Source organism: Pseudomonas sp. TH07 (assembly GCF_016651285.1).
GTDB lineage: Bacteria > Pseudomonadota > Gammaproteobacteria > Pseudomonadales > Pseudomonadaceae > Aquipseudomonas.
Window position 1 is genome coordinate 873,683 of the sequence record NZ_JAEKED010000001.1, and the last position, 16,040, is coordinate 889,722.

The 16,040-nt window shown below is 55.0% G+C and carries 12 protein-coding genes and 4 tRNA genes; all 16 read right to left on the minus strand.

Annotated elements, in window-relative coordinates; all coding sequences use genetic code 11:
• Positions 1-51: 51 nt before the first annotated feature.
• Entirely contained in the window at positions 52-4,251 is a 4,200-nt protein-coding gene (rpoC, locus tag JFU57_RS04230; RefSeq protein WP_020297848.1) for a DNA-directed RNA polymerase subunit beta', read from the minus strand.
• A 64-nt stretch (positions 4,252-4,315) separates the two neighbouring features.
• Complete coding sequence (gene rpoB / locus JFU57_RS04235; RefSeq protein WP_020297847.1) at positions 4,316-8,389, minus strand: DNA-directed RNA polymerase subunit beta; 4,074 nt, start codon at positions 8,387-8,389, stop codon at positions 4,316-4,318.
• Between the two features lie 220 nt (positions 8,390-8,609).
• Positions 8,610-8,975, minus strand: coding sequence for a 50S ribosomal protein L7/L12 (rplL, locus tag JFU57_RS04240; RefSeq protein ID WP_020297846.1), 366 nt, complete (start codon positions 8,973-8,975; stop codon positions 8,610-8,612).
• A gap of 79 nt (positions 8,976-9,054) precedes the next feature.
• Positions 9,055-9,555 (minus strand): 50S ribosomal protein L10, encoded by a 501-nt coding sequence (rplJ, locus tag JFU57_RS04245; RefSeq protein WP_020297845.1) that lies wholly within the window; start codon positions 9,553-9,555, stop codon positions 9,055-9,057.
• A 199-nt stretch (positions 9,556-9,754) separates the two neighbouring features.
• Positions 9,755-10,450 carry a 50S ribosomal protein L1 gene (gene rplA, locus JFU57_RS04250; RefSeq protein ID WP_003176434.1) on the minus strand — a complete coding sequence of 232 codons (696 nt, stop codon included), beginning with the start codon at positions 10,448-10,450 and terminating at the stop codon, positions 9,755-9,757.
• Positions 10,450-10,881: a 50S ribosomal protein L11 gene (gene rplK, locus JFU57_RS04255; protein WP_003210097.1), complete on the minus strand. Its 432-nt coding sequence runs from the start codon at positions 10,879-10,881 to the stop codon at positions 10,450-10,452. Before rplK ends, rplA begins: the two co-directional genes overlap by 1 nt.
• Before the next feature lie 118 nt (positions 10,882-10,999).
• Positions 11,000-11,533, minus strand: coding sequence for a transcription termination/antitermination protein NusG (gene nusG / locus JFU57_RS04260; RefSeq protein ID WP_003317113.1), 534 nt, complete (start codon positions 11,531-11,533; stop codon positions 11,000-11,002).
• A gap of 9 nt (positions 11,534-11,542) precedes the next feature.
• The gene (gene secE, locus JFU57_RS04265) at positions 11,543-11,911 is read right to left on the minus strand and encodes a preprotein translocase subunit SecE (RefSeq protein WP_016968680.1); all 369 of its coding nucleotides are present in this window, start codon (positions 11,909-11,911) and stop codon (positions 11,543-11,545) included.
• A gap of 45 nt (positions 11,912-11,956) precedes the next feature.
• Positions 11,957-12,032 (minus strand) — tRNA-Trp (locus tag JFU57_RS04270).
• A gap of 54 nt (positions 12,033-12,086) precedes the next feature.
• Positions 12,087-13,280: an elongation factor Tu gene (tuf, locus tag JFU57_RS04275; protein WP_010467251.1), complete on the minus strand. Its 1,194-nt coding sequence runs from the start codon at positions 13,278-13,280 to the stop codon at positions 12,087-12,089.
• Between the two features lie 85 nt (positions 13,281-13,365).
• Positions 13,366-13,441 (minus strand) — tRNA-Thr (locus JFU57_RS04280).
• Positions 13,442-13,467: 26 nt separating this feature from the next.
• Positions 13,468-13,541: transfer RNA gene (locus JFU57_RS04285), tRNA-Gly, on the minus strand.
• Positions 13,542-13,566: 25 nt separating this feature from the next.
• Positions 13,567-13,651: transfer RNA gene (locus JFU57_RS04290), tRNA-Tyr, on the minus strand.
• A gap of 142 nt (positions 13,652-13,793) precedes the next feature.
• Positions 13,794-14,240, minus strand: coding sequence for a hypothetical protein (locus JFU57_RS04295; RefSeq protein ID WP_201128251.1), 447 nt, complete (start codon positions 14,238-14,240; stop codon positions 13,794-13,796).
• Positions 14,241-14,247: 7 nt separating this feature from the next.
• A complete protein-coding gene (locus JFU57_RS04300; RefSeq protein ID WP_201128253.1) occupies positions 14,248-14,997 on the minus strand; it encodes a pantothenate kinase in 750 nt (249 codons plus the stop codon).
• The gene (gene birA, locus JFU57_RS04305; protein ID WP_201128255.1) at positions 14,987-15,946 is read right to left on the minus strand and encodes a bifunctional biotin--[acetyl-CoA-carboxylase] ligase/biotin operon repressor BirA; all 960 of its coding nucleotides are present in this window, start codon (positions 15,944-15,946) and stop codon (positions 14,987-14,989) included. The genes JFU57_RS04300 and birA overlap by 11 nt, the downstream gene beginning before the upstream one ends.
• Positions 15,947-16,040: the final 94 nt, after the last annotated feature.

The following is a 16,040-nucleotide window of genomic DNA, read 5'->3' on the forward strand; positions in this document are numbered from 1 at the left end:
TGGCGGGTTGCTCGATGAAGGCCAGGGCCCCATCTCAATCTACTGCAGACCTCAGTTGCCGCTGGAGTTCAGCGCTTCGGTCAGTGCAGCTTCAACTTCACTTGCGCTTACGCGCAGCGGCTTGTCTGCTTCACGACGACGCTTACGCTCGCTGTGATACGCCAGGCCGGTACCGGCTGGGATCAGACGACCCACAACCACGTTCTCTTTCAGGCCGCGCAGGTAATCGCGCTTGCCGGTTACCGCCGCTTCGGTCAGTACGCGAGTGGTCTCTTGGAAAGAGGCCGCCGAGATGAACGATTCGGTGGACAACGACGCCTTTGTGATACCCAGCAGCACACGAGTAAATTTGGAAACAAATTTGTCGTCGCCAGCCAGACGCTCGTTTTCTACCAGTACGTGAGTCAACTCCATCTGGTCGCCCTTGATGAAGGTGGAATCGCCAGATTCAGCGATCTCAACCTTACGCAGCATCTGACGCAGAATGGTCTCGATGTGCTTATCGTTGATCTTCACGCCTTGCAGACGGTAAACGTCCTGGATCTCGTTAACGATGTACTTGGCCAGCGCACTCACACCCAGCAGACGCAAGATGTCGTGTGGATCGCTTGGACCGTCGGAGATAACTTCGCCGCGGTTCACTTGCTCGCCTTCGAAGACGTTCAGGTGACGCCACTTTGGAATCAGCTCTTCGTACGGATCGGTACCGTCGTTCGGGGTGATAACCAGACGGCGCTTGCCTTTGGTCTCTTTACCGAACGCGATGGTGCCGCTGACTTCAGCCAGAATCGACGCTTCTTTCGGACGACGAGCTTCGAACAAGTCGGCAACACGCGGCAGACCACCGGTGATGTCACGGGTCTTCGAAGTTTCTTGCGGGATACGAGCGATAACATCACCGATCGCGATCTTCGCACCATCCGCTACACCGACCAGGGCGTTGGCTGGCAGGAAGTACTGAGCGATAACGTCAGTACCTGGCAGCAACAGATCCTTGCCGTTGTCATCGACCATCTTCACAGCAGGACGAATGTCCTTGCCGGCAGCTGGACGATCTTTCGCGTCGAGCACTTCAATGTTGGTCATACCGGTCAATTCGTCAGTCTGACGCTTGATCGTGATGCCTTCTTCCATGCCCACGTAGGTCACGGTACCTTTCATTTCGGTAACGATTGGGTGAGTGTGCGGATCCCACTTGGCCACGATTGCGCCAGCGTCGACCTTGTCACCTTCTTTAACCGAAATCACAGCACCGTACGGCAGCTTGTAACGCTCGCGCTCACGACCGAAGTCATCAGCGATTGCCAGCTCACCGGAACGGGACACAGCAACCAGGTGACCATCCACTCGCTCAACGTGCTTCAGGTTATGCAGACGGACGGTACCGCCATTCTTCACCTGAACGCTGTCAGCTGCGGAGGTCCGGCTTGCCGCACCACCGATGTGGAATGTACGCATTGTCAGCTGGGTACCTGGCTCACCGATCGACTGAGCAGCGATAACGCCGACAGCTTCACCGATGTTCACCTGGTGACCACGAGCCAAGTCACGGCCGTAGCACTTGGCGCAAATGCCGTAGCGGGTTTCGCAGCTGATCGGCGAACGCACGATCACTTCGTCGATGCTGTTCAGCTCGATGAACTCGACCCACTTCTCATCTACCAGGGTGCCGGCAGGAACGATAACTTCCTCGGTACCCGGCTTGAATACGTCACGGGCAATAACACGACCCAATACGCGCTCACCCAGCGGCTCTACAACGTCACCGCCTTCAATGTGCGGAGTCATCAACAGGCCGTGCTCGGTGCCGCAATCGATCTCGGTTACAACCAGATCCTGCGCCACGTCTACCAGACGACGAGTCAGGTAACCGGAGTTCGCAGTTTTCAACGCGGTATCCGCCAAACCTTTACGAGCACCGTGAGTCGAGATGAAGTACTGAAGTACGCTCAAACCTTCACGGAAGTTCGCAGTAATCGGCGTTTCAATGATGGAGCCGTCCGGCTTGGCCATCAGGCCACGCATACCGGCGAGCTGACGGATCTGCGCCGCAGAACCCCGTGCGCCCGAGTCGGCCATCATGTACATCGAGTTGAACGATTCTTGCTCGACTTCGACACCATTGCGGTCGATGACTTTCTCTTTCGAGAGGTTGGCCATCATCGCCTTGGAAACTTCGTCGTTCGCTTTCGACCAAAGGTCGATCACTTTGTTGTACTTCTCGCCCTGGGTTACCAGGCCGGAGGCGTACTGGCTTTCGATCTCTTTCACTTCGTCGGTAGCAGCACCGATGATGCGGGCTTTTTCATCCGGGATAACGAAGTCGTTAACACCGATGGAAACGCCGGAAATGGTCGAATAAGCAAAACCGGTGTACATCAACTGGTCAGCGAAGATCACGGTCTCTTTCAGACCAACCACGCGGTAGCACTGGTTGATCAGCTTTGAGATCGCCTTTTTCTTCATCGGCAGGTTGACGACGTCGAAGGACAGACCTTTAGGCACAACCTGGAACAGCAGCGCACGGCCGACAGTGGTGTCGACAATACGGGTGCCGCTCACGCTGCCGCCATCACGATCGTTAACGGTTTCGTTGATACGAACCTTGATCTTGGCGTGCAGCGCAGCTTCGCCGGCGCGGAATACGCGGTCGACTTCCTGCAGGTCAGCGAAGATACGACCTTCGCCCTTGGCATTGATCGCTTCACGGGTCATGTAATACAGACCCAATACAACGTCCTGCGACGGAACGATGATTGGCTCACCGTTGGCTGGCGACAGAATGTTGTTGGTCGACATCATCAACGCACGCGCTTCCAACTGGGCTTCCAGCGTCAGCGGTACGTGCACGGCCATTTGGTCGCCGTCGAAGTCGGCGTTGTACGCAGCACAGACCAACGGGTGCAGCTGGATAGCCTTACCTTCGATCAGTACCGGTTCAAACGCCTGGATACCCAGACGGTGAAGGGTCGGTGCACGGTTGAGAAGCACTGGGTGTTCGCGGATTACTTCAGCGAGTACGTCCCAAACCTCTGGCAGCTCACGCTCGACCATCTTCTTGGCAGCTTTGATGGTGGTAGCGAGACCACGCATTTCCAGCTTGCCGAAAATGAACGGCTTGAACAGCTCGAGAGCCATCTTCTTCGGCAGACCGCACTGGTGCAGACGCAGGGTCGGACCCACGGTAATTACCGAACGACCGGAGTAGTCAACACGCTTACCGAGCAAGTTCTGACGGAAACGACCTTGCTTACCCTTGATCATGTCAGCCAGGGATTTCAGAGGACGCTTGTTGGAACCGGTGATAGCGCGGCCACGACGACCGTTGTCGAGCAATGCGTCGACGGCTTCCTGCAACATACGTTTTTCGTTGCGCACGATGATGTCCGGAGCGGACAGATCAAGCAGGCGCTTCAAACGGTTGTTACGGTTGATCACTCGACGATACAGATCGTTGAGGTCGGAAGTCGCGAAGCGACCGCCATCCAGCGGGACCAGTGGACGCAGATCTGGCGGCAGAACCGGCAGAACGGTCAGCACCATCCACTCTGGCAGGTTGCCGGAACCCTGGAAGGCTTCCATCAACTTCAGACGCTTGGACAGCTTCTTGATTTTGGTTTCGGAGTTGGTTTGCGGAATCTCTTCACGCAGACGACCAATCTCGTGCTCCAGATCGATAGCGTGCAACAGCTCACGAACAGCTTCGGCACCCATGCGGGCATCGAAATCGTCACCGAACTCTTCCAGCGCTTCGAAGTACTGCTCGTCGTTCAGCAGCTGACCCTTTTCAAGGGTGGTCATGCCTGGATCGATAACGACATAGCTCTCAAAGTAGAGAACGCGTTCGATATCACGCAGGGTCATGTCCATCAGCAAGCCGATACGGGACGGCAGCGATTTCAGGAACCAGATGTGGGCAACCGGAGAAGCCAGTTCGATGTGCGCCATGCGCTCACGACGAACCTTGGCCAGTGCAACTTCAACGCCGCACTTCTCGCAGATCACACCGCGGTGTTTCAGGCGCTTGTACTTACCGCACAGGCACTCGTAATCCTTAACCGGGCCAAAGATCTTGGCGCAGAACAGGCCGTCACGCTCGGGTTTGAACGTACGGTAGTTGATGGTTTCCGGCTTTTTAACTTCACCGAACGACCACGAACGGATCATCTCAGGCGATGCCAATCCGATACGGATGGCGTCGAACTCTTCGACTTGACCCTGGTTTTTCAGCAAATTCAGTAGGTCTTTCAAGGCCTTTCCTCCTGGCGGAGCAGAGAGCGGGCAATCCAGCCCCGCTCTCGATTCGCGTCACGTGTTATTCGGTTTCCAGATCGATATCGATGCCGAGGGAACGAATTTCTTTGATCAACACGTTGAAGGACTCGGGCATGCCCGGCTCCATACGGTGATCGCCGTCCACGATGTTTTTGTACATCTTGGTCCGACCGTTCACATCGTCCGACTTCACTGTGAGCATTTCTTGCAGAGTGTATGCAGCACCGTATGCTTCCAGTGCCCAGACCTCCATCTCCCCGAAACGCTGACCACCGAACTGCGCCTTACCACCCAGCGGCTGCTGGGTAACCAGGCTGTACGAACCGGTAGAACGAGCGTGCATCTTGTCGTCTACCAAGTGGTTCAGCTTCAGCATGTACATGTAGCCAACAGTAACCGGGCGCTCGAACTTGTTGCCGGTACGGCCGTCGGTCAACTGCATCTGGCCGCTTTCTGGCAGGTCAGCCAGTTTCAGCATGGCCTTGATTTCGATTTCCTTGGCACCGTCGAACACCGGAGTGGCCATCGGTACGCCGCCGCGCAGGTTTTTCGCCAGATCCAGGATTTCCTGATCGGAGAAGCTATCCAGATCTTCGTTACGGCCGCCGATCTGGTTGTAGATCTCGTCCAGGAACTTGCGCAGTTCAGCAACTTTACGCTGCTCTTCGATCATGCGATTGATCTTCTCGCCCAAGCCTTTAGCCGCGAGGCCCAGGTGGGTTTCGAGAATCTGACCAACGTTCATACGCGAAGGTACGCCCAACGGGTTGAGAACGACGTCGACCGGGGTGCCATTGGCATCGTGCGGCATGTCTTCAACCGGCATGATCACGGAGACCACACCTTTGTTACCGTGACGACCGGCCATCTTGTCGCCCGGTTGGATGCGACGACGGATTGCCAGGTAAACCTTGACGATTTTCAGCACGCCTGGAGCCAGGTCATCGCCCTGCTGCAGTTTGCGCTTCTTGTCTTCGAACTTGTCGTCCAGCAGACGGCGACGATCAACGATATAGGCCTGAGCCTTCTCGAGCTGCTCGTTAAGAGCGTCTTCAACCATGCGCAGTTTGAACCACTGACCATGCTCAAGACCGTCGAGTACTTCGTCGGTGATGTCCTGACCTTTCTTCAGACCGGCGCCGCCTTCGGCTTTATGGCCGACCAGGGCGGAACGCAGACGTTCGAAAGTAGCGCCTTCAACGATGCGGAACTCTTCGTTCAGATCCTTGCGGATCTCGTCGAGCTGGCTCTTCTCGATCGACAGTGCACGAGCATCACGCTCAACGCCGTCACGAGTGAAGACCTGTACGTCGATGACAGTACCTTTGGTACCGGTAGGTACGCGCAGGGAGGTGTCTTTAACGTCGCTGGCTTTTTCACCGAAGATTGCACGCAGCAGTTTCTCTTCCGGAGTCAGCTGGGTCTCGCCTTTCGGAGTGACCTTGCCCACCAGGATGTCGCCCGCGCCAACTTCAGCACCTACGTAAACGATACCGGCTTCGTCCAGCTTGTTCAGTGCAGCTTCACCCACGTTAGGGATGTCTGCAGTGATTTCCTCTGGCCCAAGCTTGGTGTCACGTGCCACACAGGTCAGTTCCTGAATGTGGATCGTGGTAAAGCGGTCTTCCTGAACAACTCGTTCCGACAAGCAGATGGAGTCTTCGAAGTTGTAACCGTTCCAGGCCATGAACGCGATGCGCATGTTCTGACCCAACGCCAGCTCACCCATATCGGTGGACGGGCCATCAGCCATGATGTCGCTACGCTGAACACGATCACCTTTACGCACCAGCGGACGCTGGTTGATGCAGGTGTTCTGGTTGGAGCGGGTGTATTTGGTCAGGTTGTAGATGTCGACACCGGCTTCACCGGTTTCAACTTCGTCATCAGCAACACGAACCACGATACGGCTTGCATCAACGGAATCGATAACACCGCCACGACGAGCCACGACGCAAACGCCGGAGTCACGAGCTACGTTACGCTCCATGCCGGTACCGACCAGCGGCTTGTCAGCACGCAGGGTGGGTACAGCTTGACGCTGCATGTTGGAACCCATCAACGCACGGTTGGCGTCATCGTGCTCGAGGAACGGGATCAGCGACGCTGCAACCGAAACTACCTGCTTCGGCGATACGTCCATCAAGGTGACGTCTTCTGGCGCCTTGACGGTGAACTCGTTCAAGTGACGAACAGCTACCAGCTCGTCGATCAGCATCTTCTTGTCGTTCATCGTGGCCGAAGCCTGAGCGATCACGTGATCAGCTTCTTCGATGGCGGACAGGAACACGATCTCGTCGGTAACCAGAGCGTCTTTCACCACACGGTACGGGCTCTCGAGGAAGCCGTACTGGTTGGTGCGCGCATAGGCCGCCAAGGAGTTGATCAGACCGATGTTCGGACCTTCCGGCGTTTCGATCGGGCATACACGACCGTAGTGAGTCGGGTGTACGTCACGAACTTCAAAGCCAGCACGCTCACGCGTCAGACCGCCCGGGCCCAGTGCAGAAACACGGCGCTTGTGGGTGATCTCGGACAGCGGGTTGTTCTGGTCCATGAACTGGGAAAGCTGGCTGGAACCGAAGAACTCTTTCACCGCCGCAGCCACTGGCTTGGCGTTGATCAAGTCTTGCGGCATCAGGCCTTCGCTTTCAGCCATCGACAGACGCTCTTTGACCGCACGCTCAACACGTACCAGGCCAACGCGGAACTGGTTCTCGGCCATTTCGCCTACGCAGCGAACACGACGGTTACCCAGGTGGTCGATGTCATCGACGATGCCCTTGCCGTTACGGATGTCGACCAGAGTCTTCAGGACCGCAACGATGTCTTCCTTGCACAGCACGCCCGAACCTTCGATCTCGGTACGACCGATACGACGGTTGAACTTCATCCGGCCGACCGCAGACAGGTCATAACGCTCAGGGCTGAAGAACAGGTTGTTGAACAGGGTTTCGGCAGCGTCTTTGGTTGGCGGCTCGCCAGGACGCATCATGCGATAGATCTCGACCAGCGCTTCCAGTTGGTTGCTGGTGGAGTCGATCTTCAACGTGTCGGAGACGAACGGACCGCAGTCGATATCGTTGGTGTACAGAGTTTCGATACGAACGACCTGAGACTTGGCGATTTTTGCCAGGATCTCGGTATTCAGCTCGGTATTGCACTCTGCCAGGATTTCGCCGGTGGCCGGATGCACGATGACCTTGGCGGTAGTGCGACCCAGGACATAGTCCAGAGGCACTTCCAGCTCTTTGATCCCGGCTTTTTCCAGCTGGTTGATGTGACGAGCGGTGATACGACGACCTTGCTCGACAATAACCTTGCCTTTGTCATCCAGAATATCGAGAACGGCAATTTCACCACGCAGGCGCTGAGGCACCAGCTCCAGGCTCAGGTTTTCACCCTTCACATGGAATACGTTAGTGGTATAGAAAGCGTCCAGCACTTCTTCTGTGGTGTAGCCCAGCGCGCGCAGCAGTACCGATGCAGGTAGCTTGCGACGACGGTCGATACGTACGAATACGCAATCTTTCGGGTCGAACTCGAAGTCCAACCACGAACCACGGTAAGGAATGATCCGCGCCGAGTACAGCAGCTTACCGGAGCTGTGCGTCTTGCCACGGTCGTGGTCGAAGAAAACGCCAGGGGAACGGTGCAGCTGGGAAACGATTACACGCTCGGTACCGTTAATTACGAAGGTACCGTTCTCAGTCATCAGGGGGATTTCACCCATGTAGACTTCTTGCTCTTTGATGTCCTTGATCGCTTTGTTCGACGATTCTTTGTCGAAAATGATCAGGCGCACTTTTACCCGCAAAGGTACGGCGTAAGTTACACCGCGCAACACGCATTCTTTGACATCAAACGCCGGTTCGCCCAGACGATAACCGACATACTCCAACGCAGCATTGCCGGAGTAGCTGATGATCGGGAAAACGGATTTGAAGGCCGCATGCAGGCCCACGTCGCGGAACTGATCTTTAGTCGCTCCCGCTTGCAAGAATTCACGATACGAATCCAGCTGGATGGCCAGGAGGTACGGCACATCCATGACGTCCGGCAACTTGCTAAAGTCCTTGCGGATACGTTTTTTCTCAGTATATGAGTAAGCCATCAGCGTTCCCCAGCTTGGTCACCTGCTTGTTTGGCCCCTCCCGACGGGAGCAGCCAGAAAATCGTGCAAACCCCATGGTTTGCGCCACCGCACAGGGTGGTTACAGCTCGTTAGAGACACCGACCCAGTCGGCTGCCAATAACGGAAAAAGGCCGGTGGCAAGAGCCACCAGCCATCAGCCTGTCGCTTAACGCTCGGGCTGGAAACGCAAAGTCGATGCTTACTTCAGCTCGACTTTAGCGCCTGCTTCTTCCAGAGTTGCTTTGGCTTTGTCAGCTGCTTCTTTAGCTACAGCTTCCAGAACCAGAGCAGGAGCGCCGTCAACTACAGCTTTGGCTTCTTTCAGGCCCAGACCGGTCAGTTCACGTACAGCCTTGATCACGTTAACTTTCTTCTCGCCAGCTTCGAGCAGCATGACGTTGAATTCAGTTTGTTCTTCAACAACGGCAGCAACAGCAGCTGGACCAGCGGAAGCAGCGGCAGCGGAAACGCCGAACTTCTCTTCCATGGCCTTGATCAGCTCAACGATTTCCAGAACGGATTTTTCGCCGATTGCTTCGATGATTTGGTCGTTAGTCAGAGACATGACTATAAATTCCTGTATTGGGGTGACGGCCTAAGCGGCCATCGAAATAAACAATAAACGCAAAAGGAGATGCTCAGCCTTAGGCTGCGGCAGCTTCTTTCTGGTCGCGAAGAGCCGCCAGAGTACGAGCCAATTTGCTGGTTGCGCCTTGAATCACGCTCATCAGCTGAGAAATTGCTTCGTCACGGGTCGGCAGGCTTGCCAGTACGTCGATCTGATTAGCTGCGAGGAACTTGCCCTCGAACGCAGCTGCCTTGATCTCGAACTTGTCCTGACCTTTGGCAAACTCTTTGAAGATACGAGCAGCAGCGCCCGGATGTTCTTTGGAGAATGCGATCAAGGTCGGGCCAGTGAACACGTCGTTGAGCACGTCATATTGAGTGCCAGCAACAGCGCGCTTGAGCAGGGTGTTACGTACAACGCGTACGTAAACGCCAGCTTCACGGGCCTCTTTACGGAGTCCGGTCATAGCGCCTACTGTCACACCACGGGCATCAGCCACGACAGCGGACAGAGCAGCTTTGGCAGCCTCGTTGACTTCAGCGACGATGGCCTTCTTGTCTTCGAGTTTAATTGCCACGGGTTTAACTCCTGCTTGTTACCGTTTCATCCAACCGAGGCCGGATGTCGTTTTGGTGTCTGATTCGGTAAGGAACCGGGAGCACCATCTGCGTAGGCTTGAGGTTTAAGACTTGCGTCGCCTACGGTCTTGGATAGCCCCCGCCAGGCAGGGACCCCAATCTTTCAGTTGGCGCAATCGCTTGCACCAACTTGTGTTCTTATACGTCCAGCGAGCCTTGGTCGATGACCAGACCTGGGCCCATAGTGGTGCTCAGGGTAACGCGCTTGACGTAGATACCTTTCGAAGAAGCTGGCTTGATACGCTTCAGATCAGCGATCAGCGCTTCAACGTTTTCCTTCAGCTTGACGGCGTCGAAACCGACCTTGCCAACGGAAGTGTGGATGATGCCGTTTTTGTCGGTGCGATAACGAACCTGACCAGCCTTGGCGTTTTTAACCGCGGTAGCTACGTCTGGAGTTACGGTGCCGACTTTAGGGTTAGGCATCAGGCCACGTGGACCGAGGATCTGACCCAACTGACCTACAACGCGCATTGCATCCGGGGAAGCAATTACGACGTCATAGTTCAGGTCGCCGCCTTTCATTTCGGCAGCCAGGTCGTCCATGCCAACGCGATCTGCGCCGGCAGCCAGAGCTGCTTCAGCAGCTGGGCCTTGGGTGAACACAGCAACGCGAACGGTCTTGCCAGTGCCGTGTGGCAGCACAGTAGCGCTACGAACGACCTGGTCGGATTTACGCGGGTCAACACCCAGGTTTACAGCAACGTCAACGGACTCGCTGAACTTGACAGTCGACAGCTCAGTCAGCAGAGCAGCAGCGTCTACAAAGTTGTAGGACTTGCCCGCTTCGATTTTGCCGGCGATAGCCTTTTGGCGCTTGGTCAGCTTAGCCATTACACACCCTCCACGTTAAGGCCCATGCTACGAGCAGAACCGGCGATGGTACGCACGGCTGCATCCATATCAGCTGCAGTCAGATCCGCGTTTTTGGTTTTCGCGATTTCTTCCAGCTGAGCACGGGTCACGGTGCCAACCTTAACGGTGTTAGGACGAGCGGAACCGCTAGTCAGACCAGCAGCTTTCTTCAACAGAACCGAAGCCGGGGTCGACTTGGTTTCGAAGGTGAAGCTACGGTCGCTGTATACAGTGATGATCACTGGAGTCGGCAGACCTGGCTCAATACCCTGAGTACGGGCATTGAAAGCCTTGCAGAACTCCATGATGTTCACGCCGTGCTGACCCAGAGCTGGACCGACGGGTGGGCTTGGGTTGGCCTGAGCGGCCTTCACTTGCAGCTTGATGTAAGCGGTAATCTTCTTGGCCATGAGGCACTCCAATTACGGGTTCAGACGCCTGAAAAGGCTCCCCGGTTACTTGCGCGTTTATCCCAGTGACGAAAAAACCCCACAGCCTGGGGCTGCGGGGTATGGGATTCTCGTTCAGTTATGCCTTTTCGACCTGACTGAACTCTAGCTCTACCGGGGTAGAGCGACCGAAAATGAGCACAGCCACTTGGATGCGACTCTTTTCGTAGTTAACTTCTTCGACCGTGCCATTAAAATCAGCGAACGGACCATCAGTGACGCGAACAACTTCACCTGGCTCGAACAGCGTCTTAGGCTTGGGCTTGTCGCTACCATCAGCGACGCGACGCAGGATAGCTTCCGCTTCCTTGTCGGTGATAGGCGCAGGCTTGTCGGCAGTACCGCCAATAAAGCCCATCACGCGAGGAGTATCCTTGACCAAGTGCCAAGTACCCTCGTTCATGTCCATCTGTACCAGCACGTAACCTGGGAAGAATTTACGCTCGCTTTTGCGCTTCTGGCCATTACGCATTTCAACCACTTCTTCAGTGGGAACCAGAATTTCGCCGAAGCCATCTTCCATGCCAGCCAGCTTTACGCGCTCTACCAACGAGCGCATTACATGCTTCTCGTAACCCGAGTAAGCATGCACAACGTACCAACGCTTAGCCACGGGACACCCTTAGCCAACAATCAAGGAAACAAGCCAACCGAGCAGGGAATCAAGCCCCCACAACAGCAACGCCATAACCAGAACAACAGCCACAACAATCAATGTGGTCTGCGTGGTTTCTTGGCGGGTTGGCCACACGACTTTACGAATCTCGGTGCGAGCTTCCTTAACCAGTACAAAGAAAGACTTGCCCTTGGCAGTCTGCAGGCCTACAAAGGCAGCTACAGCAGCAATAGCAAGCAAAGCAAGTACACGGTACAGGATCGGCGAAGCAGAGTAGTACTGATTGCCAACAACGCCAACGATCACAAGAGCGACTACTACAAGCCACTTGAGCAGATCGAAGCGAGAGCCTTGAGCTTCAGCCTTAGGAGTCATCTATGAAGATCCTGTGAAAAGAAAGCCAGACACACTGAGTGAATCTGGCAGGTCAGGAGGGAATCGAACCCCCAACCTACGGTTTTGGAGACCGTCGCTCTGCCAATTGAGCTACTGACCTAAAAACAAAATCAGGCCGACCATTATGCCGGCCCGATGAAGATATATCAACAACTTACTCGATGACTTTAGCCACAACACCCGCACCGACGGTACGACCGCCCTCACGAATGGCGAACCGCAAACCATCTTCCATTGCGATGGTTTTGATCAAAGTGACAGTCATCTGAATGTTGTCACCCGGCATCACCATCTCAACACCCTCCGGCAGCTCGCAATTACCGGTCACATCAGTGGTCCGGAAATAGAACTGTGGACGGTAGCCCTTGAAGAACGGAGTGTGACGACCACCCTCCTCCTTGCTCAGGACATAAACCTCTGCAGTGAACTTAGTGTGCGGCTTGACAGTACCCGGCTTAACTAGGACCTGACCACGCTCAACATCATCACGCTTGGTACCACGCAGCAGAACGCCGCAGTTCTCACCAGCACGACCCTCATCGAGCAGCTTGCGGAACATTTCAACACCAGTGCAGGTTGTTTTGACCGTGTCACGAAGACCAACAATCTCAACCTCTTCCTGGATGCGAACAATGCCACGCTCAACACGACCAGTTACAACAGTACCGCGACCAGAGATCGAGAAGACGTCCTCGATCGGCATCAGGAACGGCTTATCAATAGCGCGCTCAGGCTGCGGAATGTAAGTATCCAGCGTCTCGACCAACTTCTTGACGGCAGTGGTGCCCATCTCGTTGTCGTCCTGGCCATTCAAAGCCATGAGAGCCGAACCAATGATGATAGGAGTATCATCACCCGGGAAATCATAAGTGCTCAGCAAGTCGCGCACTTCCATCTCAACCAGCTCGAGCAGCTCAGCATCATCGACCATGTCAGCCTTATTCAGGAAGACAACGATGTACGGAACGCCAACCTGGCGAGACAACAAGATGTGCTCACGAGTTTGCGGCATCGGACCATCAGCAGCCGAGCAGACCAGGATAGCTCCATCCATCTGCGCAGCACCGGTGATCATGTTTTTTACGTAGTCAGCGTGACCCGGACAATCAACATGCGCGTAATGGCGCACAGCCGAATCATACTCAACGTGAGCAGTATTAATGGTGATGCCACGAGCTTTTTCTTCTGGGGCGCTATCGATTTTGTCGAAGTCAACCTTTGCCGAACCGAAAACCTCGGAGCAGACGCGAGTTAGAGCAGCAGTCAGGGTAGTCTTACCATGGTCTACGTGACCGATAGTACCTACGTTGACGTGCGGCTTATTACGTTCGAACTTTTCCTTAGCCATCGAAATCACCCTCAGGAGAAGAATTAAACAAGTCACACCAGCCATTAAAACAAAGGCAGATATTTTCATATCTGCCTTGTTATTATGGAGCTCTTGAGCGGATTTGAACCGCTGACCTCACCCTTACCAAGGGTGTGCTCTACCAACTGAGCTACAAGAGCAAAACACTTTGCACAACCTGAAAACTTGGAGCGGGTAGCGGGAATCGAACCCGCATCATCAGCTTGGAAGGCTGAGGTTCTACCACTAAACTATACCCGCGTAAGCTTGCAGCTCACGCTAAAAATGGTGGAGGGGGAAGGATTCGAACCTTCGAAGTCGTAGACGTCAGATTTACAGTCTGATCCCTTTGGCCGCTCGGGAACCCCTCCTAAGCGAGGCAGCATTTTATACTAAGCTGCCCTTCTGTCAAGCATTTTCTCATTAAAAACCTGAGGTTAGCTGCGTTGACCTCGCTTCGCGATTCCAACCCCAAGAGGTCTTCACTGCGAAGCGGGCGCCATTCTATGCAAACTATTCGACAGTTGCAATGCCTTCGCACGGCATTATTTTATGTTTTAACTCATTGAATTCCTTGGCAAGGTTCGTCAACTGCAATTCGTCCAGCAAATGCCTGCTTTCGGGCACAACACGCAGCCAATAACCGTTAGCGTTCGGCAGAGTCACAAATTGCAATTGAGCCTCAACTTTTAAGCCAATCAAGCTCCGCTCAAGCTGCTGAGCCTGGTCTCGACGAGCAAAGCCACCGACATAGAGACAACCAGCCTCCACCTCTCCAACCTTGCTCTTCTCGCGTCGCGCAACAACGTCGGCCGACTCGCTCAGCAAGCGGATATCCTGCTGCGAGCCCTTATACAAACTGAGCGATGTCACTTCTTTTGCGCGTAACGGTACTTCCTGCTGATGCCAGACGTAATAAAACACATTGAGAACCAAGAGCAGCAGGAACAACCAACGCATAGAAACCTCAGGTTAATGGGCAGGCCATGGCCAACCCGACAAAAACAAGATCCGGCACAAGCCGACCTTGCGGCACCATCCCCGAGACCAGGTCGGCGTCACCCCCAGTGAGAAAGACGACGAAGTCATCCCCCCAATAACTGCGCGCCAGCTCTAACTGGGTCAGCACAACCCCCCTCAGCATCAACAAGCAGCCTCGCTCTACAGCCTCGACTGTGGTGCGCCCCGGAAGCAGATTGACCAGCGCACGCTCGGCGGACAGGTCATCGTAACGAATTCGCCGGGTATGAGTTCGCAACTGGTTGCGCATCAAGGGCATCCCCGGACAAATAAAGCCCCCCAGGTGCTCACCGTCAGCGGCAATAAAATCCGCCGTTACAGCCGTTCCGAAATCGAGCACCAGACAAGCCCCTTTAGCCAGGCGAAAACCGCCCAACATGGCCAGCCAGCGATCCAGACCGAGTTTTTCGAAATCCTCATACCCATTGCGCACGCCGGCCATCTCCCGAGCCGAACTGGCACAGGATACCGATACAGAAAATGCGTCGACCAATAGCGCGACCAGCTTGGCGGTTTCTTCTGCACTACGCACACTAACCAATCGGCAATGCGTCAGCGCAAGACCGGGCAGCCCATGCAGACTCTCTGAAAGCACATGATCAGAATCGACCACGCCTTCGGCAAAAACCAAGATCGCATCTGCATGCAGCACACGCCATTTGATGAAGCTATTTCCACAGTCGAGCTCAAGAATCATCGCGTAACCTCAGGCTGAGCTCACCACCGCTGTAAACCCTCTCGACACCATCCACCATCAAGCGCAAAGCACCTTGGCGATCAATACCTACAACAACTCCGTCGATCTTGTTGACACCCGCAATGAGCGAGACAGGTCTTCCCTGCCATAAGTGGTTTTGTTCCCACTCTTCCTGGATAGCCGAAAATCCAGACAGCTGATGCCGATCCAGGTAGGACTTGAGCACGAGACTCAGTCGGGCCGCCAGCTCATTACGGTCAACGGTCTTGCCGGTCTCAAGCCTCACCGAGGTCCATTCCTGATCAACCTCGTCAGCACTGCGCATATTCGCATTTATTCCAACCCCCAGGACCACATGACAGACATCCGCGGGATCTCCGACCAGCTCCAATAGAATTCCAGCTATTTTTTTCTGCCCGACCAAGACGTCGTTTGGCCACTTCAAGCCAGCGGAGCTGACTCCCAGCTCACGTAAGGCCTGCATCACCGCCAGGCCAACGACCAAACTGAGCCCTTCCAGCTGACGCATCCCACCTTCAATACGCAGGACAAGGCTGTAATAGAGGTTCTCGGCAAAGGGGCTGACCCACTTACGCCCTCTCCGCCCACGCCCGGCGGTCTGGCGTTCGGCCAGCACCAGGAACGGCGAAGGCTGCCCACGCTCAATCAAGCGTAGAGCTTGCGCATTAGTCGAGTCTATCGAGTCGTAGACCAGCACACTCCAGGGGCAAACAGCTGCCTGCCGGCCAATCTCAGCGGAACTGAGGGGCGTTATAGGCGCCGCCAACTGATAGCCGCGCCCCCTGACCTTATGGATAGAGAGGCCCAGCTCGGCTTCCATCTGCTGCAGCTGCTTCCATACGGCACTACGACTGATACCCAGCGCATCGCCCAGGGCCTGCCCCGAGTGAAATCGCCCATCCTTAAGAAGCTCTAACAACATCAACATGCAAGTCTCGCCTCACAAAGAGGCAGGCATGATAGCTATGCACACGGGAGTTGCATAGAAAACAGCGGCAAGCAAAGTCGCTTGAAGCAAGTAA

Coding starts and splice junctions, on each gene's coding strand:
- rplK (WP_003210097.1), bottom strand. CDS start 10,881: ATGGCCAAGAAGATTACCGCTTACATCAAGCTGCAAGTGAAGGCCGCT.
- JFU57_RS04295 (WP_201128251.1), bottom strand. CDS start 14,240: ATGCGTTGGTTGTTCCTGCTGCTCTTGGTTCTCAATGTGTTTTATTAC.
- rplA (WP_003176434.1), bottom strand. CDS start 10,450: ATGGCTAAGCTGACCAAGCGCCAAAAGGCTATCGCCGGCAAAATCGAA.
- rplL (WP_020297846.1), bottom strand. CDS start 8,975: ATGTCTCTGACTAACGACCAAATCATCGAAGCAATCGGCGAAAAATCC.
- rpoB (WP_020297847.1), bottom strand. CDS start 8,389: ATGGCTTACTCATATACTGAGAAAAAACGTATCCGCAAGGACTTTAGC.
- secE (WP_016968680.1), bottom strand. CDS start 11,911: ATGACTCCTAAGGCTGAAGCTCAAGGCTCTCGCTTCGATCTGCTCAAG.
- birA (WP_201128255.1), bottom strand. CDS start 15,946: ATGTTGATGTTGTTAGAGCTTCTTAAGGATGGGCGATTTCACTCGGGG.
- tuf (WP_010467251.1), bottom strand. CDS start 13,280: ATGGCTAAGGAAAAGTTCGAACGTAATAAGCCGCACGTCAACGTAGGT.
- JFU57_RS04300 (WP_201128253.1), bottom strand. CDS start 14,997: ATGATTCTTGAGCTCGACTGTGGAAATAGCTTCATCAAATGGCGTGTG.